24 protein-coding genes and 2 riboswitches are annotated in these 22,531 nt (G+C 73.2%); of the genes, 12 read left to right on the top strand and 12 right to left on the bottom strand.

Annotated features, from left to right (window positions below):
- Positions 1 to 166: 166 nt before the first annotated feature.
- On the top strand, positions 167 to 493 hold the full coding sequence (locus BJY28_RS04390; protein ID WP_179461924.1) for a hypothetical protein: 327 nt from the start codon (positions 167 to 169) through the stop codon (positions 491 to 493).
- 54 nt (positions 494 to 547) lie between these two features.
- On the opposite strand, the gene BJY28_RS04385 is transcribed toward BJY28_RS04390, so the two are convergent.
- Positions 548 to 1,195, bottom strand: coding sequence for a TetR/AcrR family transcriptional regulator (locus BJY28_RS04385; protein ID WP_179461923.1), 648 nt, complete (start codon positions 1,193 to 1,195; stop codon positions 548 to 550).
- Between the two features lie 139 nt (positions 1,196 to 1,334).
- Between BJY28_RS04385 and BJY28_RS04380 the strand changes: the two genes are divergently transcribed.
- The 3 genes from BJY28_RS04380 to BJY28_RS04370 are packed head-to-tail and all read left to right on the top strand — an operon-like array spanning position 1,335 to position 4,911.
- Positions 1,335 to 2,210: an SDR family NAD(P)-dependent oxidoreductase gene (locus BJY28_RS04380; RefSeq protein ID WP_246313342.1), complete on the top strand. Its 876-nt coding sequence runs from the start codon at positions 1,335 to 1,337 to the stop codon at positions 2,208 to 2,210.
- Positions 2,211 to 2,215: 5 nt separating this feature from the next.
- Positions 2,216 to 3,370, top strand: a complete 1,155-nt coding sequence (locus BJY28_RS04375; protein ID WP_179461922.1) for a DUF5938 domain-containing protein — start codon at positions 2,216 to 2,218, stop codon at positions 3,368 to 3,370.
- A gap of 5 nt (positions 3,371 to 3,375) precedes the next feature.
- Positions 3,376 to 4,911, top strand: coding sequence for an AMP-binding protein (locus tag BJY28_RS04370; protein WP_179461921.1), 1,536 nt, complete (start codon positions 3,376 to 3,378; stop codon positions 4,909 to 4,911).
- 129 nt (positions 4,912 to 5,040) lie between these two features.
- Here the strand turns inward: BJY28_RS04370 and BJY28_RS04365 are convergent, their stop codons facing one another.
- Positions 5,041 to 5,631 (bottom strand): hypothetical protein, encoded by a 591-nt coding sequence (locus tag BJY28_RS04365; protein WP_179461920.1) that lies wholly within the window; start codon positions 5,629 to 5,631, stop codon positions 5,041 to 5,043.
- Between the two features lie 94 nt (positions 5,632 to 5,725).
- On the opposite strand from BJY28_RS04365, the gene BJY28_RS04360 reads away from it, so the two are divergent.
- The 4 genes from BJY28_RS04360 (at position 5,726) to katG (ending at position 9,200) form a co-directional block, all read left to right on the top strand.
- A complete protein-coding gene (locus BJY28_RS04360) occupies positions 5,726 to 5,959 on the top strand; it encodes a type II toxin-antitoxin system Phd/YefM family antitoxin (protein WP_179461919.1) in 234 nt (77 codons plus the stop codon).
- The gene (locus tag BJY28_RS04355) at positions 5,956 to 6,342 is read left to right on the top strand and encodes a PIN domain-containing protein (RefSeq protein WP_179461918.1); all 387 of its coding nucleotides are present in this window, start codon (positions 5,956 to 5,958) and stop codon (positions 6,340 to 6,342) included. The genes BJY28_RS04360 and BJY28_RS04355 overlap by 4 nt, the downstream gene beginning before the upstream one ends.
- A gap of 150 nt (positions 6,343 to 6,492) precedes the next feature.
- On the top strand, positions 6,493 to 6,972 hold the full coding sequence (locus BJY28_RS04350) for a Fur family transcriptional regulator (RefSeq protein ID WP_179461917.1): 480 nt from the start codon (positions 6,493 to 6,495) through the stop codon (positions 6,970 to 6,972).
- A gap of 20 nt (positions 6,973 to 6,992) precedes the next feature.
- Positions 6,993 to 9,200 (top strand): catalase/peroxidase HPI, encoded by a 2,208-nt coding sequence (gene katG / locus BJY28_RS04345; RefSeq protein ID WP_179461916.1) that lies wholly within the window; start codon positions 6,993 to 6,995, stop codon positions 9,198 to 9,200.
- On the opposite strand, the gene BJY28_RS04340 is transcribed toward katG, so the two are convergent.
- Both BJY28_RS04340 and BJY28_RS04335 read right to left on the bottom strand, forming a co-directional pair.
- Positions 9,166 to 9,873, bottom strand: a complete 708-nt coding sequence (locus tag BJY28_RS04340) for a voltage-gated chloride channel family protein (protein ID WP_179461915.1) — start codon at positions 9,871 to 9,873, stop codon at positions 9,166 to 9,168. The genes katG and BJY28_RS04340 overlap by 35 nt on opposite strands.
- A 151-nt stretch (positions 9,874 to 10,024) precedes the next feature.
- On the bottom strand, positions 10,025 to 10,696 hold the full coding sequence (locus BJY28_RS04335; RefSeq protein ID WP_179461914.1) for a response regulator transcription factor: 672 nt from the start codon (positions 10,694 to 10,696) through the stop codon (positions 10,025 to 10,027).
- Between the two features lie 187 nt (positions 10,697 to 10,883).
- Here BJY28_RS04335 and BJY28_RS16570 point away from each other — a divergent pair, with 187 nt between their 5' ends.
- Positions 10,884 to 11,504 carry a transglycosylase family protein gene (locus BJY28_RS16570; protein WP_281366901.1) on the top strand — a complete coding sequence of 207 codons (621 nt, stop codon included), beginning with the start codon at positions 10,884 to 10,886 and terminating at the stop codon, positions 11,502 to 11,504.
- Positions 11,505 to 11,574: 70 nt separating this feature from the next.
- On the opposite strand, the gene BJY28_RS04325 is transcribed toward BJY28_RS16570, so the two are convergent.
- From BJY28_RS04325 to BJY28_RS04315, 3 genes are all read right to left on the bottom strand, one after another.
- A complete protein-coding gene (locus BJY28_RS04325; RefSeq protein WP_179461913.1) occupies positions 11,575 to 11,856 on the bottom strand; it encodes a mycoredoxin in 282 nt (93 codons plus the stop codon).
- Positions 11,857 to 12,039: 183 nt separating this feature from the next.
- Positions 12,040 to 12,681 (bottom strand): hypothetical protein, encoded by a 642-nt coding sequence (locus BJY28_RS04320; protein WP_179461912.1) that lies wholly within the window; start codon positions 12,679 to 12,681, stop codon positions 12,040 to 12,042.
- A 25-nt stretch (positions 12,682 to 12,706) separates the two neighbouring features.
- A complete protein-coding gene (locus BJY28_RS04315; RefSeq protein WP_179461911.1) occupies positions 12,707 to 13,081 on the bottom strand; it encodes an SHOCT domain-containing protein in 375 nt (124 codons plus the stop codon).
- Between the two features lie 201 nt (positions 13,082 to 13,282).
- On the opposite strand from BJY28_RS04315, the gene BJY28_RS04310 reads away from it, so the two are divergent.
- Positions 13,283 to 13,603, top strand: a complete 321-nt coding sequence (locus BJY28_RS04310) for a carboxymuconolactone decarboxylase family protein (RefSeq protein ID WP_179461910.1) — start codon at positions 13,283 to 13,285, stop codon at positions 13,601 to 13,603.
- Positions 13,604 to 13,778: 175 nt separating this feature from the next.
- Here BJY28_RS04310 and BJY28_RS16740 read toward each other — a convergent pair whose 3' ends face one another.
- The 4 genes from BJY28_RS16740 to BJY28_RS04290 all read right to left on the bottom strand — a co-directional run bounded on the left by BJY28_RS16740 (position 13,779) and on the right by BJY28_RS04290 (position 18,898).
- Positions 13,779 to 15,854: a winged helix-turn-helix domain-containing protein gene (locus BJY28_RS16740; RefSeq protein WP_179461909.1), complete on the bottom strand. Its 2,076-nt coding sequence runs from the start codon at positions 15,852 to 15,854 to the stop codon at positions 13,779 to 13,781.
- 306 nt (positions 15,855 to 16,160) lie between these two features.
- Positions 16,161 to 16,904, bottom strand: coding sequence for a SprT-like domain-containing protein (locus BJY28_RS04300; RefSeq protein WP_179461908.1), 744 nt, complete (start codon positions 16,902 to 16,904; stop codon positions 16,161 to 16,163).
- An 88-nt stretch (positions 16,905 to 16,992) separates the two neighbouring features.
- A complete protein-coding gene (locus BJY28_RS04295; RefSeq protein ID WP_246313341.1) occupies positions 16,993 to 17,811 on the bottom strand; it encodes a C40 family peptidase in 819 nt (272 codons plus the stop codon).
- A gap of 2 nt (positions 17,812 to 17,813) precedes the next feature.
- A riboswitch (cyclic di-AMP (ydaO/yuaA leader) is annotated at positions 17,814 to 17,974 on the bottom strand.
- Between the two features lie 159 nt (positions 17,975 to 18,133).
- On the bottom strand, positions 18,134 to 18,898 hold the full coding sequence (locus BJY28_RS04290; RefSeq protein ID WP_179461907.1) for a C40 family peptidase: 765 nt from the start codon (positions 18,896 to 18,898) through the stop codon (positions 18,134 to 18,136).
- A 3-nt stretch (positions 18,899 to 18,901) separates the two neighbouring features.
- Positions 18,902 to 19,058, bottom strand: a riboswitch (cyclic di-AMP (ydaO/yuaA leader).
- 169 nt (positions 19,059 to 19,227) lie between these two features.
- Between BJY28_RS04290 and BJY28_RS04285 the strand changes: the two genes are divergently transcribed.
- Both BJY28_RS04285 and BJY28_RS04280 read left to right on the top strand, forming a co-directional pair.
- Positions 19,228 to 19,947: a class I SAM-dependent methyltransferase gene (locus BJY28_RS04285; RefSeq protein WP_343036956.1), complete on the top strand. Its 720-nt coding sequence runs from the start codon at positions 19,228 to 19,230 to the stop codon at positions 19,945 to 19,947.
- A 64-nt stretch (positions 19,948 to 20,011) separates the two neighbouring features.
- Entirely contained in the window at positions 20,012 to 21,898 is a 1,887-nt protein-coding gene (locus BJY28_RS04280) for an alkyl/aryl-sulfatase (RefSeq protein WP_179461905.1), read from the top strand.
- Positions 21,899 to 21,907: 9 nt separating this feature from the next.
- On the opposite strand, the gene BJY28_RS15780 is transcribed toward BJY28_RS04280, so the two are convergent.
- Positions 21,908 to 22,420, bottom strand: a complete 513-nt coding sequence (locus tag BJY28_RS15780; RefSeq protein WP_218875172.1) for an STAS domain-containing protein — start codon at positions 22,418 to 22,420, stop codon at positions 21,908 to 21,910.
- Positions 22,421 to 22,531 lie beyond the last annotated feature (111 nt).

The raw sequence follows: 22,531 nt of genomic DNA, 5'->3' as shown, positions 1-22,531 counted from the left end.
GCCCTGGATGCTGGGTGGAGGTGATGGCACGCGCTGGGGCGCGTCGAGATACCTCCACCCGGCTCGGACACCTCCATCGCGCCGGACGGCGCTCCACCCGCAGGGGGAGCGAGAGATCCCTCGGTCGGGGGATGACCACGCCGGTCGCGCTCGCGAGACTGGTCGCATGGATCGACGACGCGACCTCATCGACCCCGGTGTGCTCGGCTGGCTGGCCATCTCGCTGGCGCTGGGCGTGATGACGGCCGCTCTGCTCGGCAGCGCGGTGTGGGTGGTGCCCTTCGTGCTGCTCGGCGGGGCGATGTCGTGGCGCGAGCGCACCCAGGACCGCCGCGGCGACGACGTCCGGTGGCTGATCCTCGCCGGCAGCTGCGCCCTGGGGATCGCCCTCGGGGCGGTGACGGGCAGCGCGCTGGCCGTGGCGCCCTTCGTGCTGCTGGGCCTCGTCGGGGTGGCCTACCACCACCACCGCGAGCAGCTGGCGTCGAGGTGATCGACGCCCTCGTCAGCGGCGCGGATCACCTCGATCCGACCGGAGACCGACGGGTCAGCCGAGGACGCGCGGCAGCACCGCGGTGACCCGCTCGGCCAGCCGTCCGGCGGCGCTCTCGACGTCGTCGGAGGCGGCCACCACCGCCTGCTCGAAGAGCCCGTCCAGCAGGCCGTAGGCGGTCGGCGGGTCGACCAGCACCGCGGTCCCGGAGAGCTCGGCGTAGCGGGCCAGCACCCGCCAGGTCATCGCCTCGAGCAGGTCGTCGATCGCCCGCACGTCCTCGCGCAGCCCCGGCTCGAACATGCTCTGCCCGCGCAGGTCGTACCAGAGCCGGTGCATCGCCGTCTCCTCGCGCAGCGTGCCGGTCATCCGGGCGACGAAGCCCTCGGCCAGCTCGTCGGCGGTGCCGGCGCTCTCCACGACGCTGTCGTAGCGCTTGGAGCAGGTGGTCTTGTAGCGCCGCACGCAGTAGGTGATGAGCTCGGTCTTGTCCCGGAAGTAGTAGTGCACCACCCCGTGGCTGAACTCCGAGTTCGCGGCGATCTCGCGCAGGCTGGTGCGGGCGTAGCCGAGCTGGCCGAGGGTGATCAGCGCCGAGTCGGCGAGCTCGTCCCTTCGACGGTCGGCCTTGCCCCGCTCGGCCTGCTCCGGTGCCTCCTGGGCGGGTTCGAGGTGCGTCGACGTCCCGGCCGCGATCGCCATGTCTCTCTCCTCGCCTCCGTGGAGCCCGCACGCTCCTGACCTGCCTCAGCGTAGCCCTGCCGTCGGGGCCGCGCTCCACGAGCGCCGCTCGTGGAGCTCCCCGGCACCCCTTCGTCTGGACATCTGTCAAAGAAAAGTCTTGACGACCGTCAAGTTCACCGCCACCCTGGTGATCCAGGTCACCGCCCTCACCGTCGAGGGCCCTGTCGAAGGAGATGCCATGGCCGGACTGGACCTCAGCGGGCGCCGAGCCCTCCTCACCGGAGGAGCGCAGGGCCTCGGCCAGGGCATGGCCGCCGCGCTCGCCGCCGCCGGGGCGCAGGTGGTCATCGGGGACGTGCAGATCGAGGCGGGCGAGGCCGCCGCCGACGCCCTCGGCGAGGGCCACGGCTTCGTCGCCCTCGACGTCACCGACGAAGGGAGCTGGGAGAACGCGGTCGTCGCGACCACCCAGATGCTCGGCGGCCTGGACGTGCTGGTGAACAACGCCGGCATCGAGATCACCAGCCTGGTCGTCGACGTCGACCCGGCCGACGTGCAGCGCCAGCTCGCGGTCAACGTGCTTGGCACCACGCTCGGCGTCAAGCACGGGCTGCGCACGATGCGCCCGGACGGCATCGCCGGCACCGGCGGCACGATCATCAACGTCGCCTCGGTCGCGGCGACCATCGCCTTCCCCGGCATCGCCGTCTACTCGGCGACGAAGTCGGCGGTCGACCGGCTCACCCGGGTCGCCGCGATGGAGTCGGGCAAGCTCGGCTACGGCGTGCGGGTCAACTGCATCTACCCCGGCCTCGTGCCGACGGCGATGGGTGCGGGCCTGGCCAACGACGTCGCCGAGCTCGGTCTCTTCGCCTCTCCGGAGGAGGCGGTGGCGGGGGTCGTCGAGCTGACCCCCGCAGGACGTCTGGGCGAGGTGGAGGACATGGCCGACGCCGTGGTCTTCCTCGCCTCGGACGCAGCACGGTTCATCACGGGAGCAGGTCTCCCGGTCGACGGCGGGATGGGGATGTGAGCGACATGACCGACAGCACGCAGCAGGAGCAGCGCACCGAGAAGAAGGTGCTCGTCTACGGGGCCTCGGGATACACCGGGCGGCTCGTCTGCGAGTACCTGCGCGAGTACAACGTGCCCTTCATCGCGGCCGGGCGCAGCGAGGAGAAGCTCACCGACTCGATGCGCTCCAACGTCGCCGGCATCGAGACCGCCGACTACGAGATCGTCACGGTCGAGCACACCGTGGAGGCGCTCACCGAGCTCTTCACCGGGGTCGAGGTGGTGCTCAACACCGTCGGTCCCTTCAGCGACCTCGGTCCCGAGGTGGTCCAGGCGTGCCTGGCCGCCGGCGCGCACTACACCGACACCACCGGCGAGCAGGACTGGCTGATCACCTGCGACGAGGAGTACGGCGCCGACTTCGCCGCCAAGGGGCTGCTGCTCTCGCCCGGCATCGCGCACATGTACACGGTCGGCGAGATCGCCGCGCAGATCTGCCTGGAGACCCCCGGCCTGGACACCCTGGACATCGCGGTCTTCTGGGGCGGCAGCCCGACCATCGCCTCCACCCGGACCATCCTCGTGAACGCGGCCACCTCCTCGGCCTACTACCTGCAGGAGAACGCCTACGTCCCCTTCGAGGCCGGTGCCGGGCTGGTGCCGCTGGTGGTGCCGGGCCAGCACGAGCTGGCGCTCTCGCTGCCGTGGGGCGGCACCAGCCACCCGGTGTGGTTCAAGCGCGACCCCCGCGTGGCCAGCTGCAAGGCGCAGGGCGGGGTCTTCAACGCGGCCCTGATGAACAACGTCCCGCAGATCGTCGCCGCCGCCCTCGAGGCGACCAAGGACATGAGCCCCGAGGACCGGGACGCCGCGCTCACCGCGACCGCCCGGCAGGTCATGGACGTCATGCCGCCCCGGGAGAACCCGCGGCTGAACAAGTCCCTGGACTCGGTGCACGCCTCCGGTCCGCTGGGCCGGGCGCACTGCGTCATCCACGGCAACAGCAACTACAAGCAGACCGGGCTGATGCAGGCCTACGCGGCGTACTCGCTGCTGCAGCAGCCGCCCAAGCGGGTCGGCTTCGCCAGCGGCTGCCAGGCCTTCGGCCACCGCGAGCTGCTCGGTGTGCTGCGGGCCTTCGGGCTCGTCGCCGAGCCGGTCCTGACCGTGCAGGGCTGAGCCCCGTGCGCCTCGTCGACTACCTGGACAAGGGGGCCTCCCTCGGCCCGGAGGCCCCCTGTCTGACCACCGACGGCCAGAGCCTGAGCTATGCGCAGGTGCAGCAGCTCTCGCACCAGGTCGCCGCCGCGCTGGTGGCCCGCGGGGCGAGCACGAGCAGCAAGGTCGCGATCATCTCGGCGAACGACCCGGTGGCCTTCGCCAGCGTCTTCGGGATCAGCCGGGCCGGGGCGATCTGGTGCCCGATCAACCCCCGCAACGAGGCCGCCGAGAACCGCGAGCTGCTCGACCGCTTCGACTGCGAGGTGGTGATCTACCAGGGGGCCTTCGCCCCGCTGGTGGAGCAGATCACCCCCGACCTGCCGGGGGTGCACACCTTCGTGCGGCTCGATGGCGACCCGGCGCAGGGGCACCTGACCTGGGCGGACTTCCTGGCCGCGGGCGGTGACCTGCGGGTCGACCGGCACGCCGACGACGAGCTGGCGCTCATCGTCGGCACCGGCGGCACCACCGGCCGGCCGAAGGGGGTGGTCCTGCTCGAGCGCAACATCGAGGCGATGACCGCGCTCACCCTCATGGGCTACCCCTTCGGTCACCGGCCGGTCTACCTCGCGGTGGCCCCGCTGACCCACGCCGCGGGGGTGCTGTGCTTCCCGGTGCTGGCGAAGGGGGGCGAGGTCGTCATCATGCGCGCCCCGGACGTGCACGACGTGCTGCACCGGATCGCCACCCACCGGGTGACCCACCTCTTCATGCCGCCGACGCTGATCTACATGCTGCTGCAGGCCGAGGAGCTGGAGCGCACGGACCTGTCCTCGCTGCAGTGCTTCTGGTACGGCGCCGCCCCGATGTCGGTGGCCCGGCTGGAGGAGGCGATCGAGCGGATCGGCCCGGTGATGGCCCAGCTCTTCGGGCAGACCGAGGCGCCGATGATGATCTCGATGCTGCCGCCGAGCGAGCACCTCGACGCCGACGGCAACGTCGCCCGGGGCCGGCTGGCCTCCGCCGGCCGGCCGGCGCCGCTGGTCACGGTGGCGATCATGGCCGAGGACGGCAGCCTGCTGCCCAGCGGCGAGCGCGGCGAGATCGTCGTGCGCGGCTCGCTGGTCATGGCCGGCTACTACCAGGACCCGGAGGCCACCGCCGAGGCGTCGGCGCACGGCTGGCACCACACCGGCGACATCGGCTACCTCGACGAGGAGGGCTACCTCTTCATCGTCGACCGGGCCAAGGACATGATCATCAGCGGCGGCTTCAACGTCTACTCCACGGAGGTCGAGCAGGCCCTCATGGCGCACGACGCGGTGCAGGACTGCGCGGTCATCGGCCGGCCGGACGAGCGCTGGGGCGAGCGGGTGGTCGCTGTGGCGCAGCCGCACGCCGGGGCGTCGGTGGAGCCGGAGGAGCTCATCGCCTTCGTCAAGGAGCGGATCGGCAGCGTCAAGGCACCCAAGGAGGTGCACGTCTGGGACGACCTGCCGCGCAGCAAGGTCGGCAAGGTCGTCAAGCCCGAGATCAAGGCCCGGCTCGAGCCGGCCTGACCTCCCCTCGAACCCCGGTCCCGCCCGCGCTGCTGCCCCTGAGACCAGCGCGGGCGGTGACCGCCCAACCCCGCGCCTGGGGGCGCCAGCTCCGGGACGTGAGCTCTCGGGTGGTGCGGGCGCTCGCGATCAGCTCTCGGGGTCGTCGAGAGCGGTCAGCGCCTCGTCGAGGTGGTGGCGCAGCCGGAGCTCGACCTGGGCGAGCGCGACGATGGCGTCGGTGTGCTCCGGGCGGGGGATGTCGTCGGCCGGCGGCCTCATCGGGTCCTGGGCGCCGGCGATCCGGGAGAGCCGCGCCTGCTCCGCGGGAGCGATCTCGACGTCGGTCGCGGTGTGCGCCAGGATCGCCGCGACATGACTCAGCTGCTGCGCGGCGGTCGGCGACTCGGCCATGCCGGCGGAGACGGCGTCGACCCAGCTGTGGTCGTCCGCGGGCCAGATCTCGACCGCGTCAGTCAGGGTGTTGTAGATCTCCTGGTCCGCCACGGCGACGCCGGGCCACATCTCCTGGTGCTCGTCGTAGGGCAGGGCGGCGGCGCGCCCGGCGACGCGGTGTGCCCGCTCCACGTCGTCGTCGAGCAGGGCGTCGGCGACCTTCCGGACGAGATTCTCTGCGGCGAGCCACAGGCCGTCGGACTGGGCCACCTCGGCGCGGCTGCGTCGGGGCAGCCCTCGCTCCGCAGCGGTGAAGGCCGCGCCTCGCGGGGTGTCGAAGCTCATGCACACCATGGTCGGCGACCACACCACGCGTGCCTAGCAGCAGTCGCGTGGCGAGACGTGCCCGTGGATCAGAATGGTCGACTAGACTAAGTCCATGGAGGCCGATGCCGTCGTCAACATCCACGAGGCCAAGACGCACCTGTCGCGGCTGCTGGAGCGGGTCCGGTCGGGCCAGCGCATCACCATCGCGCGCGCGGGCGTCCCCATCGCCGATCTCGTGCCGCACCAGGAGCGCAGCGTCGTCTACGGCGAGCTCGACCTGGACTACGACGATGACGACCTGCGGGACTCGGACGACGAGGTGTCCAGGCTGCTGGGGTCGCGGTGACCCGCATCCTGCTGGACACCCACGTCCTGCTCTGGGTCCTCACCGACGACTCCCGGCTCGGGTCCGGTGCCCGGCGAGGCATCGACGGTGCGACCGCCGTGCTGGCCTCGGCCGCCAGCCTGTGGGAGCTGTCGATCAAGCACTCGATCGGGAAGTTCCCCGACCCCGCTCCGCTGCTGCCCGCGATCGAGAGGTCGGGTCCGGTGCTGCTGCCGGTGAGCCCGGAGCACGCCCTCGGCGTCCGCGACAGCCCCCTGGAGCATCGTGACCCCTTCGACCGGCTGCTGCTGGCGCAGGCGGAGGCTGAGGGGGCGGTGCTGCTGACGGCCGACGAGCAGATCCTCCGCGCGGGGGCCTCCCGGGTGATGGACGCCCGAGCGTGACCGGCCGAGCGCGGTCGGCTGCAGCGCGGTTGGCCTCCGCATGGTCCGGCCCTGCCGCACCGTGCATGCCAGCTGCGCCGACGTCCTGGCAGGGCAGTTAGGGTCGCCTAATCTTGACACGATCCAAAAAAGGGCGGATCGTTGAACCCCATGACCACCGACGTCGGCGCCCTGCTCAAGGGAGCCGGGCTGCGGGCGACCCGCCCCCGGGCCGCCGTGCTCGGTGCCCTCGCGCAGGCGCCGCACGCGGACACCGCGACCGTCATCGAACGGGTCCGGCGGGACCTGCCCACCGTCTCCCACCAGGCCGTCTACGACTGCCTGGCCGCGCTCACCGGGGCCGGCCTGGTGCGCCGCATCCAGCCCGCCGGGTCGCTCGCCCGCTACGAGCTGCGGGCCGGCGACAACCATCACCACGTCGTCTGCCGCAGCTGCGGCGCCGTCGGCGACGTGGACTGCGCGGTCGGCTCCGCGCCCTGCCTGACCGCCTCGGACCACTCCGGCTTCGTCATCGACGAGGCAGAGGTCATCTACTGGGGCACCTGCCCGGACTGCGCCGCCCGCGGCCCGCGGCCCGACGGCACCCATGAACCCTCCGCCGGCGATCCGTCGGCGGAGCCCACCGCCTGACCCCGAGAGGACACGTGAGCATGACCAACGACGCCCATGCCGCGCTCGCCGAGGTGAACCAGGACTCCCCGGCCCCTGTCGAAGGGGGCTGCCCGGTGATGCACGGGACCACCGACCCCACCCAGGGCGACGCCAACCGCGACTGGTGGCCCGGCCGGCTCAACCTCACGATCCTCGCCAAGAACCAGCCGGTGTCCAACCCGCTGGGCGCGGACTTCGACTACGCCACCGCCTTCGAGGGGCTCGACCTCGCGGCCGTGAAGCGGGACATCGCCGAGGTGCTGACCACCTCCCAGGACTGGTGGCCGGCCGACTTCGGCCACTACGGCCCGCTGATGATCCGGATGGCCTGGCACAGCGCCGGCACCTACCGCGTCCAGGACGGCCGCGGCGGCGGTGGCCACGGTCAGCAGCGCTTCGCCCCGCTGAACAGCTGGCCGGACAACGTCAACCTCGACAAGGCCCGACGCCTGCTCTGGCCGGTCAAGCAGAAGCACGGCAACGCCCTCTCCTGGGCCGACCTGCTGATCCTCACCGGCAACGTGGCGCTGGAGACGATGGGCTTCACCACCTTCGGCTTCGCCGGCGGCCGCGTCGACGAGTGGGAGCCGGACGACGACGTCTACTGGGGCAGCGAGACCGAGTGGCTGGGCACCGACCGCCGCTACACCGGCGACCGCGAGCTGGAGAAGCCGCTGGCCGCCTCGACGATGGGTCTGATCTACGTCAACCCCGAGGGCCCCGAGGGCGAGCCGGACCCGGTCGCGGCCGCCCGCGACATCCGGGAGACCTTCGGCCGGATGGCGATGAACGACGAGGAGACCGTTGCCCTCATCGCCGGCGGGCACACCTTCGGCAAGACCCACGGTGCCGCCGACGGCGACGACTACCTCGGCCCGGAGCCGGAGGCCGCCGGGATGCAGCAGCAGGACCTCGGCTGGAAGAACAGCTACGGCACCGGCAAGGGCAACGACACCATCACCAGCGGTCTCGAGGTCACCTGGACCGACCAGCCGACCCGGTGGACCAACCGCTTCTTCGACATCCTCTTCGGCTACGAGTGGGAGCTGTCGGCCAGCCCGGCCGGCGCGCACCAGTTCGTCGCCAAGGACGCCGAGGACATCATCCCGGACCCGCACGAGGCCGGCGTGAAGCGCAAGCCGACGATGCTGGTCACCGACCTCTCGCTGCGGATGGACCCGGAGTACGAGAAGATCTCGCGCCGCTTCCACGAGAACCCGGACCAGTTCGCCGACGCCTTCGCCCGGGCCTGGTACAAGCTCACCCACCGCGACATGGGCCCGGTCGAGCGCTACCTCGGCCCGGAGGTGCCGCAGGAGGAGCTGCTCTGGCAGGACCCGATCCCGGCGAACGAGCTCGGCACCACCGCGGCCGACGTCGCCGCGGCGAAGGAGAAGATCGCCGGCCTCGGGCTGAGCGTCACCCAGCTCGTGAAGACCGCCTGGGCGGCCGCCTCCAGCCACCGCACCAGCGACATGCGCGGCGGTGCCAACGGCGGTCGGATCCGGCTGGAGCCGCAGCGCAGCTGGACGGTCAACGACCCGGCCGAGCTGGCCACGGTGGTCTCCGCGCTGGAGGGCATCCAGGGCGAGACCAACCTCTCCTTCGCCGACCTCGTCGTGCTCGCCGGCAACCTCGGTGTCGAGCAGGCGGCGACGGCGGCCGGTGTCGCGGTCGAGGTGCCCTTCACCCCGGGCCGCGGCGACGCCACCCAGGAGCAGACCGACGTGGAGTCCTTCGCCTACCTCGAGCCGGAGGCCGACGGCTTCCGGAACTTCGAGGAGCGCGACGCCCGGCTCCCGGCGGAGTACCTGCTCGTCGACCGGGCCAACCTGCTCGGGCTCTCCGCGCCGGAGATGACCGTCCTCGTCGGCGGCCTGCGGGCGCTCGGCGCGAACGCCGGCGGCTCCACCGACGGAGTCCTCACCGACCGCGTCGGCACGCTGAGCAACGACTTCTTCACCGGGCTGCTCGACATGCGCACCCGGTGGACCGCGGTCGACGACTCGGAGCGCTTCGAGGGCACCGGCCCGGACGGCCAGTCCTGGACCGGCACCCGCGCCGACCTCGTCTTCAGCAGCAACGCCGAGCTGCGGGCGGTCGCCGAGGTCTACGCGCAGGCGGGCTCGGAGGAGAAGCTCGTGCACGACTTCGTCGCCGCCTGGACGAAGGTCATGGACCTGGACCGCTACGACGTGAAGCGCTGACACGTGGTGCGCTGACGTCAGGTCGGTCACCGGATCGACGCGAGGGGCCCTGCGGCACGTGCCGCAGGGCCCCTCTCGTGCTGCTGGCCCGGTCTCGCCGGGCCCGCGTGTCAGTGGCCCGCGTGTCAGTGGCCCGGGTGTCAATGGCCCGCGTGGCTCTCCTGACGCTCCGCACGAGCAGGAAGCCGCCGAGACCGGCGATCGCGGCGAGCAGGTTGACCGCCTTCGGCGGGGTGAGCAGCGAGTCGTCGTAGGCGGCCGCGCCGGGCGGCGAGCCGTAGAGACCGCCGAGCGCCGCCGCGGTGCCGGCCTCGCCGATGGCCACCGCCTCGGTGTGGTCCCGGGCGACCCGACGGGAGACCAGCGCGGACAGCTCGGAGACCACCGCGATGAGCCCGGCCTCGGGGCCGATCGCGCCGCCGAAGCCCACCGCGATCGCGGCGCTGGCGCCGAGGTAGGCGGTGCGCCGCCGGTGCAGCGTCGTCGGGTCGGCACCCTCGCGCACCTGCTGCTCCAGGTCGGAGCGCCCGGCCCGGCGCCGCAGCGCGGTGATGAGCAGCCCACCGACGAGGATGGCCACCGGGATGTACCAGCGGGCATCGCTGACCGACCACACCGTGTGCTCCAGCCACCGCATGAGGACGAAGGTGAGCCCGGCCACCGCCCCGGCCACCGCGCCGTAGCCGACGGCGACGGCGACGAGGACCGTGCGGGGAGCGGGACGCGCCGGGGTGCGCCGGAGCCTGGTCCGCGCCGGACGGCGGCTCGGGCTGCGTCGGGTGGCTCACCCCACCAGTGAACCGCACACCGGGTGACGGGCGCGCTCAGCCCACCTTCCACCGGTAGCCCCGGCCGCGCACGGTCTCGATGTCGTCGCGGCCGTAGGGGGTGTCGATCCGACGACGCAGCGCGGCGACGGCCTGGTCGACGACGTTCGAGCCCGGGTCGGTTGCCGGGTCCCAGGCCGAGTCCAGCAGCTCGGCCCGGCTGAGCACGTGACCCGGCCGTCGCAGCAGCTCGACGAGCACCGCCTGCTGCTGGGCGGAGAGGTCCACCGGCCGACCGGAGCGGGTGACCTCACCGGTCGCCAGGTCGCAGCGGACGTCGCCGGCCTCGAGGACGGGGGCGCGTGGGGCGTGGTCCCGGCGGCCGAGCGCGCGCACCCGGGCGCAGACCTCGACCAGCCGGGCGGGCCGGGTGACGTAGTCGTCGGCGCCGGCGTCCAGGCAGGCCACGACGTCCTCGGTCCGCGACTCCTGGGCGATGACGATGAGCGGCGACCAGGCCCCGGAGGCCCGCAGCCGCTCGGCGAGACGGCTCTCGACGGCGCCCGAGCAGTCGACGCAGGCGAGGGTGACGGCGGGCCGGGTCTCGTGGCAGACCCAGACGGCCTCGGTGATCGAGCCGACGACCTCGACGGTGTGGCCGTGCGCCCGCAGGGCGGTGGCCAGGTTGGGGTGCGTCAGCTCACCGAGGTCGACGAGGAGCGCCTTCATGCTCCCAGTGGACGCGACGGGGCTGTGCCGGCGCTGTGGGCCAGGTGCGCGTCCGGTGTCCGTGGCGCCGAGCCGGCTGTGCGCCCGAGAGGACGGCCGAGATGTCCGCGCCTACACGGACGGCACACGTCAGGCACACGGACCGCTGCCCAGGATGGCGTCTCGTCCCCAACCACGAGGAGTACCCATGAAGACCTCCCTGCGACGGACCCTGGCCGGCATCGGCGTCGGCGGCACCATGCTCGTCGGCGGTGCGATGACCGCTGGCTCGGCCCAGGCCGCCGACACCGGCATCCCGGTCCTCGAGGCCATCAAGCAGTGCGAGAGCGGCGGCGACTACACCGCCGTCAATCCCAGCTCGGGCGCGTCGGGCGCCTACCAGTTCCTCGACTCCACCTGGCAGTCGATGGACGCCGCCGGTGGCTACACCAGCGCGTCCTCGGCGCCGGAGTCGGTGCAGGACGCCGCGGCGATCGAGCTCTACACCGAGCAGGGCACCACCCCGTGGCTGGCATCGCAGTCCTGCTGGGCCGGTGCCGAGACCTCCGGCACGTCGGGCAACGACACGTCGACCACCGACACGTCGACCACCGAGACGTCCAGCACCGAGACGTCCACGGCCTCGACCGAGGCCACCGGCTCGACCGACGAGAACGAGACCGGCACGGCGCAGACCGCCGCGACCGGCACCGGGGCCCAGGCGCCGACTGCCGGTGAGCGGCCGCAGGGTGCGCCGGCCCAGGGCGAGCGCCCGTCCGGTGCCCCGGCTCAGGCCGGTGGTCAGCCCGGCGAGAACTGCCCGCGCTGATCCAGCGGGACCGAGGGCTCCTCGGGACGGTGCGCGCCGTCCCGGGGAGCTCCGGCGCGTGCGGTCGGCCTCAGGCCAGCCGCTTCTCCACCTCGGCCAGCGAGGGGTTGGTCGCCGAGCTGCCGTCCGGGAAGAGCACCGTCGGCACCGTCTGGTTGCCGCCGTTGATCGTCTCGACGAGCTCGGCGGTGCCCGGGGTGGTCTCGATGTTGACCTCGGTGTAGCCGATGCCCTGACGGTCCAGCTGCGACTTCAGCCGGCGGCAGTAGCCGCACCACGAGGTGGAGAACATGGTGACGCTGCCCTCTTCGGGCAGCTCCAGTCCAGGGGGCAGGATCTGCGAGACGTTCATGCTCGGTGCCAACCGGGAGGCGGGCCGCGGTGTTCCCACCCGCGGTCACCCCCTTCCGCATTTGCCCGGGCAGTTGCGGACGGTGAGCGAAATTGCCCGGGCAGTTGCGGAGGGTGGGCCGAATTTGCCCGGGCAGTTGCGGTTGGTGGAGCGAACTGCCCGGGCAGCTGCGCAGGGCGGGGGTCACACGAGGACGGGGTAGCTGACCATCAGCCCAACGCCGAGGGCGGCGACGACCATCCCCAGCCCGAGCAGGAACCAGCTGCCCCACTCCTGGCGGCTGCGCTCGGAGACCGCGACGAAGAAGAGCACGAGCGCGAAGAGCACGGTCAGCAGCGCGTACCGGTCGCCGCGCTGGTTGCTCTCCAGGGCCTGCTGGAAGAGGCGGTCGGCCCGCGCCGATGCCGCCTCGACGTCGGCCTGGCCCACCGGCACGTAGGACTCCTCGGCGAAGGGGGACCGCCCGGTCTCCCCGTCGGCACGCCAGTCGGCGAAGGCGACCGCCAGCTCGGGGGTGAACCGGTCCTCGACGTAGCCGGCGAGCTCGTCGTCACCCTCGGCACGGGCCTGCAGCCACATCTCGTAGATGGTCAGATCGACCGCCTGGGCGTCCCGGGCCTGGCTGTCCAGGTTGGTGGCGCTGATCCGCGCGCTGGAGGCCTGGCTGAACTGGATGGACATCTGCCCGCCCCACTTCGAGGACTCGAAGCCGCACCATGCGGTGAGGATCGCCGTCAGCGACAGCACGAGCACCGCGGTCACCTCGCGGACCCCGCGCCACCGGCCGGCGGGCGGTGCTCCCGCTCGGTCGTCGTCGGTGCGCACGGCTCCCCCTTCGGCGCGGCGCCGCTCAGGCCAGGCTCTTGGCCTTGAGCGCGTCGAACTCCTCTCGGCTGATCACGCCGGCGTCCAGCAGGCCGGCGGCCTGGTCGATCTCGGCGCTGGGCGAGGTGCCCGCGACCGACCGGATGTAGTCCGCGTGCTCGCGCATCGCGTCGGCCTGGCGCTGACGCTCACGCTCGGCCATCGAGTCGCCGCGCGCGATGAGGTAGACCAGGGCCGCGATGAAGGGGACGAGCACGAGGAAGATCACCCAGCCCGCCTTCGCCCAGCCGCTGAGCTCACGGTCGCGGAAGATGTCGATACCGATCCAGACGAGCAGCCAGATGCAGGCGAGGACCGCCCACACCCACACCATCCACAGCAGGACGTCGAGCAGGTCCATGACGGACTCCTTCCTCAGCCGGCTCGGCCGCCGCGCACGGTGCACGGCGGCCGGCGTGCCGGACGATGTCGAGGAGGGGCCGGGCGCCGGGGGGATGGTGGAGTCCGGCCCCTCGTCATCGACGGTAGGTGCCGCGCCACCCCTGGCACATCACGCAGATCGGGTGAACCGTGGTGGCGGAGGCTGGGATTCACTAGAGACATGGATCACAGCGAGCGACTGCGCCGGCTGGTCCTCGACGTCCAGCCGGAGGACCCACCCTGCGCCAGCGCCACCCCGGTGTCGCTGGACGCCCGCACCCGGTGCCTGGTGCGCTTCGCCGCGCTGGTCGCGGTCGACGCCTCCAGCCCGTCGGTGCGGCACGAGATCGATCACGCGGTCAGCGAGGGTGCCAGCGCCGAGGACATCGTCGACGTGCTCGAGGCCATCGGCCCCCTCGTGGGGCGGGCGAAGGTGGTCACCGCAGCACCGCGCGTGGCTATCGCCCTCGGCGTGGACCTCGACCTCCTCGGCGAGTACTGACCGTCCCACCCGTCCCCCCCCTTATCGGGTAACCCGATAAACGCTCGGTCGCCGGGGTAGGCTTCCCCCGAGAGCGAGAGGTTCTCGTCGGTGGTGGACGACGAAGGGGTCAGCGCAGAACCGGGCGAAGGGGGCGCCCCCACGGCGGTCGTCCGCCCGGGGAGGTCGCCTGGCCTCAGGCGCCGAGCAGCCCCACCTCGACGGCCCGGTCCACGGCCGCGCTGCGGGTGGTCACCTCGAGCTTGCGGTAGATGGAGCCGACCTGGGTGCTCACCGTGTTCCGCGAGACGCACAGCCGCTCACCGATCTCGGCGATCGTCAGGTGCGTCTGCAGGTACGGCAGCAGCCGCAGCTCGGCCGGGGTCAGCGGCACGCTGACCGCGCCGGCGGCCTGGTGCCGCAGCTGCTCGCGCAGCCGGTGCAGCTCCTCGACGAGCACCCCGAGCCGGGGACGGCGCAGCAGCAGCGTGTCGATCTCGCTGATCATGTGCCGCGCCGCGGCGCGGTCGCCGCGCGCGGCGTAGACCTCGGCCAGCTGCTGGCGGGTCCGCACCGCCAGGTACGGCACGAGGTGGGTGCTGTGCGCCCGCGCCCGGGTGGCCCGGGTGACCAGCCGCTCGGTCACCTGCGGATCCCCCCGCCGCACGGCCAGCCTGGCCCCCGCGGCCAGCGCCAGCGAGGCGGTCGGGTAGCCCTCCAGGTGATGGTCGTCGATCACCCGCAGGGCGACGCCGACGTGCGCGGTGGCCGACTCCCACGACCCCTCGTCGGCCGCCATGATCGCCAGCTCGGCCTCGCTGAGCATCACCGACTCCGGGTTGCCGGCCTCGTGGGCGACCAGCGCCGCCTGCACGAAGGCGTCGTGGGCGCCGTCCCGGTCTCCGACCAGCAGCAGCGCGGCACCGAGCAGGTGCAGCGCCTGGTCCCGCCAGGGCGACCACTCCGGCTCGTGCTCGACGGCGAAGCGGGCGTCCAGCAGCGCCTGCTCGGGCCCCTCCCGGCACATCGCCGAGCGCAGCATCGCCCGCGCCGACTCGAAGACCAGCTGCTCCTCACCCGCCTCCGGGGGCGGCAGGGTCTCCACGACTGTGGCCATCCGCTCCGCGTCGAGGGCCCGCCCCTGCAGCAGCGCCACCCAGGTGGCGATCACCGCGAGCTCGGGCGAGGCGTCGACGATCCGCTGCCCGAGCTCGCCGAGCCAGCGCTCCACGACGTCGATCTGACCGCGCTGGTAGGTCGGGACCGAGTGCCCGGCCACGAGCTCTGCGGCCCGGGTGAGGTCGTCCCCGGCGACGAGGTGCTGGATCGCCGGGTCCAGGTGGCCCTGGCGGTGGTGCCAGTCGGCGGCCCGGCGGTGCAGGCCACCGATGAGGCCGGGCTCGGTCCGCTCCAGCTCGCCGAGCAGGAACTCCCGGAAGAGCGCGTGGTAGCGGTAGCTGCCCTGCGTGGCGTCCACCGGCACGAGGAAGAGGCCTCGGGCCTCGACCTCCCGCAGCGTGACCCGCCCGTCGTGCCGCTCCAGGACGGCGTCGCAGACCGGGCCGGAGAGGTGGTCGAGGACGGCGGTCCGCCGGAGGAAGCGCTGCACGTGCTCCGGCTGGCGGCGCAGGCACTCGCGGTAGAGGTAGTCGGCGACGAACCTCCCTTCGCCGCCGGCGGCGGCCTCCCCGCCGGCACCGACGGAGAGCGCGATGAGGCTCAGCCCGGTCGGCCACCCCTCGGCCCGCGTGACGCTGGTGGCGATCTCGGCCTCGGAGAGCCGGACGTCCGCGGCCGCGAAGAGCCGCCGTGCCTCGTCCAGGTCCATCCGCAGCTCGTCGCGGCCGATCTCGTGGGTGCGCCCGTCCACCCGGGTCCGGGCCAGGTGCGGCTGCTGATGGCGGCTGGCCAGCACCACCTGCGAGTCCTCCGGGATCCCGGCGAGGACGACCTCCAGGACGTCCTGGCAGGCGGGTGAGGCGGCGAGGTGGACGTCGTCGACGAAGAGGACGAAGGGGCGCGGGGGTCGGGACAGCACGGTGGCCAGCATCGGGGCGGAGCGGCCCAGCATGGAGGAGCTGGTCCCGTGCATGTCGGCGACCACCTTCTCGCTGTCCGGGCAGACCTGCGAGGTGGCCCGCGCGAGCAGCGTCAGCAGGGCGGCGGGCGCCACGTCGAAGCGGTCGAGCGAGGCCCACGCCACGGCCCGGTCCTCGAGCGAGGCCCACTCCGCCAGCAGCGTGGACTTGCCGTAGCCCGCCGGGGCGGTCACCCCGACGACTCGCGCGTCGGTGCCTCGGGCACGGGTGATGACGGACCGCCGGCTCACCACCCCCGGACGGGGCGGCCGGACGGTGATCTTGTCTGCGAGCAGACGCCTCCGCAGCTCTTGTGGCACGACACCCCCGCGTATCGAACCCCGGCACCGCCAGGATACGCCGCGCCGAACCAGCGCCTCAACGAGCCTGCTCAGACACCTGACCGGCCGACGGGCATCACCCGGATCGCATGATGCCCGGACGGGGATACAGGCCTAGCGTCGATGGTGCACCGGGGTGGGTGGGTGACCGGCCCGGCGTCACCCTCGCACCTCCTCGACCAGCGCGAAGGGCACGGTGACGACGTGCCGGCCGCAGCGCAGGTGGTAGCGGGTCCGGCCTCGCTTGATCACCTGCCCGATCTGTCCGGACCAACGACCACCGGCCGTGATCCGGGCACGGGATCCTACGGCGAGGCGCGCAGGGGGCGCCTCGCCGTAGGTCGCACCGGTACTCGAACCGCCACTCGCACCGCCACTCGCGCCGGCTCCCGGGTGGGCGTCGGCCCGGGCCAGCGACGCCAGCTCGGCCTGGTACGCGGCGTCCATCGCCACCGGCCGGCCGTCGTACGTCCACTCGAAGACCGCGTCCGCCCGGAAGCCGGGGGCGCAGCGGCGGCAGGAGATCACCCGGCTGGGGCGCCGGTGCCGGTCGATGGTGTGGCCCTGCGGGCAGACGCCGAGCCAGCGGCCCGGGATGCGCGGGGCGTCCTCGGGCAGGCAGCGCTGCGGGGAGGCCCCGATGCTCCGGGCGGTCTCGCGCCACCGTGGTCCGTGACCGGCCCGCGGCCCGGCGAGCGCGTGGGCGATCTCGTGCAGCACGGTGTCCCGGACGTCGGCCTCGTCGTGCAGCCGGGTCAGCGGCGCGCTGAGGCTGATCACCCGGTCGCCGTACCGGCAGGCGCCGGCCCGGCGCACCGCCCGGTCGAAGCGCAGCCCCCAGTCGCTCAGCCCGTGCGCGTCCATCGCCTCCCGCGCCAGCTCGCGTGCCTGCATCAGCTCCATGGTGACGACCCTAGGTCCGCCCACCGACAGGCGAAGGGGCCCCGGCCGCGGACGGCCAGGACCCCTTCGTCAGGATCGGTCGGTCGGCTCAGAAGCGGCCGTAGGTGACCGCGGTGGTCCAGATGTCGCGCTGCTTCACGGTGCTGCCCGAGCTGCCGGCGTCGATGATCTGGCCGTTCCCGGCGTAGATGCCCATGTGGTAGGCCGGGGCGCCGAAGAAGACCAGGTCGCCCGGCTGCGGGTTGGAGACCGGGGTGGCCGCCTGACGCTGCTGCTCCGCGGTGCGCGGCAGCGACTTGCCGTGCTGGGCGAAGACGTACTGGGTGAAGCCCGAGCAGTCGAAGCCCGACGGGGTGGTCCCGCCGTAGACGTACGGCGTGCCGATGTAGCTCTTGGCGGTGCTCACGATGCTCGAGGAGGAGACCGAGCTGGCGCTGGAGGTCCGCGAGGACGACCGGCTGGCGGTGCTCGAGGAGCTGGAGCTGCTCGACGAGGAGGAGGACGACGAGCTGGACGCGCCGCTCAGACCCATCTCGCTGCCGGTGTTCGGGCCGACGATGCCGTCGGGGGAGAGCCCGTTGGAGCGCTGGTAGCTGCGCACGGCGCTCTCGGTGCGGGGGCCGAAGACGCCGTCGACGGCGATGCCGCCGACCTCGCGCTGGATCTCGCGCACGACCGAGCCGCGGTCGCCGCGACGGACGTAGTCGGAGAAGGTCTCGGTGGTCTCGCCGGCGCTCTGGGCGCTCACGGCGGACGGGGCGGTCGGCGCCGCGGTGGTCGCCTGCGCGGCGGTCGGCATGGCCAGGCCGAAGGCGGCGGCCGCACCGACGGTCATCGCGCCGCGGACCGGGAGGGTGGAGGTCAGGGGGGTAGCGGGGGCGCGGTGACGCCCGGTGTACTTCGTCATGCGTGTCGTCTCCTGACGCCTTCGGGGTTAGCTGTCGGGTTGGGGTGGAGACCACCCCGCCCTACGGGCCCTCTCGGACCCGCGAGGACTTCACCCCGAGACCGGTGGTGCCGGTCGTACGGACGTGGGTCCCCCGCTCCCGCCAGACAAGCTCAAGGGGTATCGCCAGGGCTGGCGGGACTCGGCGTTCCCTGGCGAGCGGCTGCGACGGTCGTCGCAGCCGCCCGCCACCATAGATCACGAAAGCGTCACGACGCCAGTCCATGGACGAACCTGTGGATGCGCCGGGAGCCGTCTGTGACCGACGGGCCGGGAGGTCGGCTCAGAAGCGGCCGTAGGTGACCGAACTGGTCCAGATGGAGCGCTTGGTCACCGAGCTGCCGGAGCGGCCGGCGTCGATGATCTTGCCGCTGCCGGCGTAGATGCCGATGTGGTAGGCCGGGGCGCCGAAGAAGACCAGGTCGCCCGGCCGCGGGTTCGAGGTCTTCCAGGCGGCGCGACGCTGCTGCTCGGCGGTGCGCGGGATCGACTTGCCGTGCTTGCGGTAGACGAACTGGGTGAAGCCCGAGCAGTCGAAGCCGGAGGTGGTGGTCCCGCCGTACCGGTAGGGGGTGCCGTAGTACTGAGCAGCGGTGCTGACGATGCTGCTGCGGCTGGTGGAGCGGCTCGCCGCGGTCGTCGTGGAGGTGGTGCGCTTGGCCGTCTTGTACGAGGCCGGCAGACCCATCTTGCGGCCGGTCCACGGGCCGACCATGCCGTCGACGGTCAGGCCGTTGTCGCGCTGGTAGTGGCGCACCGCGTAGTACGTCTTCATCTCGTACTTGCCGGTGACCGGGATGCCGAGGCGGCGCTGGATGGAGCGGACGATCCAGCCCTTGTCGCCGGCGCGCACGGTGGCGTTGAACCGGGCGGCGCTGGTGGTCTCGGAGGTGCTCGCGGTCTCGGTGGCGCTGGGGGCCGCGGTGGCGGTCGCCGGGACGGCCAGGCCGAGGGCGGCGGCGCTGCCCAGGGTGACCGCGCCGCGGACGGGGAGGGTGGAGGTCAGGGGGGTGGCAGGGGCACGGTGGCGCCCGACATACTGCGTCATAGGGGTGGCTCCTGACGCCTGCGGGGTTAGCTGTCGGGTTGGGGTGGAAGGGTCACCCTGCCCGGGCGCGTCTGGGGCGACGCGTCAGGACTTCACCCCGAGACCGGCGTGCCGGTCGGTCGTAAGTGGGTCCCCCGCTCCCGCCAGGCGTGCTTCAAGGGGTCCACCGGGGCTGGCGGGACTGGGCGTGGCCCCCGGCGAGCAACCCGCGCGGTCGCGCGAGCCGCGGCCACCCTAGATCACGAAAGCATCACGCCGCCACCCCCACCCCGACAGGGTGTGCAGAGACGGGGGTGGACGGGCGAGCGACGCGGGAGGATGCCGGGGTGGTGGGTGACGAGGTGGACGACGGGGTGCGGGCCTACGACCTCGCGGCCGAGGACTATGCCGTGCACTACCCGACGACCGAGCCCGAGCAGCCCGCCGACCTCGACGCGGTGCGGTCGTGGGCGGCCGGGCTGGCTGGGCCGACCGGGCAGGCGGGCATCACGCCCCGCGTCCTCGACGCCGGCTGCGGCACCGGACGGATGGCCCGCTTCGTCAGCGACGTGGCCGGGGGACGGGTGCGCATCGCCGGTGCCGACCCCTCCGCCGGGATGCTGGCCGTGGCCCGCCGCGAGCATCCCTGGCTCCCGGTGCACCGCGCCGGCCTGACCGCGCTGCCCCTGGCCGACGAGACGCTCGACGGCGTGCTCGCCTGGTACTCGACGATCCATCTCACCGACGCCGCCCTGCCCGGCGCGCTCCGGGAGGTCCGCCGGGTGCTCCGGCCGGGAGGCTCGGTCCTGCTCGGCTTCCAGTCCGGGGCGGGCACGCACGAGGTCGGCGCCGCCTTCCGCAGCCTCGGCCACGAGGTCTCCCTGGTCCGTCACCACCGCACCCCCGAGGTGATGGCCGCGGCCGCCGAGCGGGCCGGCCTCGAGGTGGTCGCGGCTCGTGCCCGTCCGGCAGCCGGCCGGGAGCGCGACCCGCAGGCGGTCGTCCTCGGCCGACGCCCGGAGGCCACCCCCGGAGGGAGCGATCGAGGCACGCCTGGCGCGCAGTCCTGACCGTTCGCGACGCGCCACCGCCGACCCCTCCCGCCGGAGCCTCCGAGGTGCTTGCCTGAACGTCATGGACACCGGCCCCCGCCCGCCCTCCCCGCACATCGCCGCCCAGCACGCCCGGCTCCTGGAGAGCCTGCCCTTCGAGGACGAGCAGGACCTCGAGGACGCCGCCCGCGGCTTCATCGACCGGCTCGACCCGGCGGTGATCCGCGCCGAGGACGGGCGGGTGGTCTGGGACAACGACAGCTTCGCCTTCGTCACCGGGGACGCCCCGGTCTCGGTCAACCCGAGCCTGTGGCGGATCAGCACGCTGAACGTGCTGCAGGGCCTCTACGAGGTGGTGCCCGGCATCTACCAGGTGCGCGGGCTGGACCTGGCCCAGATCACCTTCGTCGAGGGTGACGAGGGGGTCATCGTCATCGACCCGCTGATCTCGGCCGAGTGCGCCGCGGCCGCGCTGGCGCTCTACCGCCGGAACCGCGGCGAGCGCCCGGTCACCGCGGTGATCTACACCCACAGTCACGCCGACCACTACGGCGGGGTGAAGGGGGTCACCAGCCAGGAGGACGTGGACGCCGGCCGCTGCGTGGTCATCGCCCCGGCCGGGCTGACCGGCAACCTCGTCACCGAGTGGGTCTACGCGGGCGGCGCGATGTCCCGCCGGGCGGGGTACATGTACGCCCCGGTGCTCGAGCGCGGCCCGCTGGGCCAGGTGGGTGCCGGGCTCGGCCAGACCAACTCCACCGGGACGGTCACGCTGATCAACCCCACCCTGGAAATCACCCGCACCGGCCAGGAGGAGACCGTCGACGGCCAGCGCATCGTCTTCCAGCTGGCTCCCGGCACCGAGGCCCCCTCGGAGATGCACTTCTTCTTCCCCGACCGGCGGGCCCTGTGCGTCGCCGAGAACGCCACCCACACCCTGCACAACGTGCTCACCCTGCGCGGCGCCCAGGTCCGCGACCCGCACGCCTGGGCCGGGTACCTCACCGAGATGATCGACCTCTTCGGCGGCCAGGCCGAGGTGATCTTCTCCCCGCACCACTGGCCGATGTGGGGCAACGAGCGGATCCTCGACTTCCTCGGGCTGCAGCGCGACCTCTACGCCTACCTGCACGACCAGACCCTCCGGCTGCTCAACCAGGGCCTGACCGGGACGGAGATCGCCGAGGAGATCGTGCTGCCCCCGGCCCTGGAGCGAGCCTGGCACACCCGCGGCTACTACGGCTCGGTCAGCCACAACGTCAAGGCGATCTACCAGCGCTACATGGGCTGGTACGACGGCAACCCGGCGCACCTGTGGCAGCACACCCCGGTCGAGCAGGGGCGGCGCTACGTCGCGCTGGCCGGCGGTGTCGAGGCGGCCATGGAGGCTGTCCGGGCCGCGCACGAGGAGGGCGACTACCGGTGGGCCGCCGAGCTGTGCAGCCACGTCGTCTTCGCCGAGCCGGAGCACGAGGGCGCCCGGGCCCAGCTCGCCGACACCCTGGAGCAGCTCGGCTACGGCTCGGAGAACGGCACCTGGCGCAACGTCTACCTCATGGGAGCCCACGAGCTGCGCCACGGCTCGGTCGGCACCCCGGTCAGCGGGGCCTCCGCGGACACGATGGCCCAGATGACTCCCGCCCAGGTGCTCGACGGGCTCGCCTTCCAGATCGACGGACCGCGGGCGTGGGAGGAGGACCTGCACCTGGAGCTCGTCGTCACCCAGGACGGCGCGGCCGACCAGCGCTTCGCGGTGCGTCTGCGCAACGGGGTGCTCACCCACCGCGAGGTCTCCGCGCCCGAGGACCCCGCGGTCACGGTGACCGTGCCGGCCGACGGGCTGGTCGCCCTGGCCGGTGGGGATCTGGAGGCGGCCGGGGCCGAGGTCAGCGGGGACGGTGGGGTGCTGGAGACGCTGCTGGGCCTCATCGACCCGGCCGACCCCGACTTCGCCATCGTCACCCCCTGACGGTCGGGGTCAGCCTCCGTCCGCCCGCGGCCCGCCCTCCGCGCGGCGGGCGAGGGCCAGCGCCACCGCGGCGTCCAGGTCCGCCTCCATCGGCACCCGCCGGCCGTCCGTCTCGGCGGAGACGAGGTCGCGGACCGGCCCGAGGCTGCGGGCGTCGACGACCGGGATGCCTCGGGCGGCGAGGTCGGCGGCGAGCCGGACCAGCGCGTCGGCCGCGGTGACGTCCAGGGAGGCGATGCTCTCCGCGTCCAGCACGAGCGCCCCGGCCTCCTCGGCGGCCGCGGCCAGGTCGTCGCGGACCTGCTCGGCGTTGCCGAAGAAGAGCGGACCCTCCACCCGGACGACGGCCACCCCCGGCTCGACCGGCAGCTGCCGGTGCCGGGCCCGGTCCACCCAGATCCCGTGCCGCCCGGGCAGCCGCACCAGCCGGGCCAGCCGGGGCCGGGAGACCCGGTAGAGCAGCAGCCCGACCGAGAGCACCACCCCGACGAGCAGACCGGGCAGCACGCCCAGCACGAGCACGCCGAGCAGCGCGCCCAGGGCGGAGACGGCGTCGGCGGGCGCTGCGTCGCGGCACCGGACCGCGGGCGGCGCCCAGCGCCCACAGCGCCCGCAGGCCGCGCACGTCGAGCA

Origin of the sequence: Janibacter alkaliphilus, from assembly GCF_013408565.1 — a bacterium.
GTDB classification, from domain to species: Bacteria; Actinomycetota; Actinomycetes; order Actinomycetales; family Dermatophilaceae; genus Janibacter; species Janibacter alkaliphilus.
Note: the sequence above shows the minus strand (reverse complement) of the source record. Positions and strands in the feature narration are given on the sequence as shown.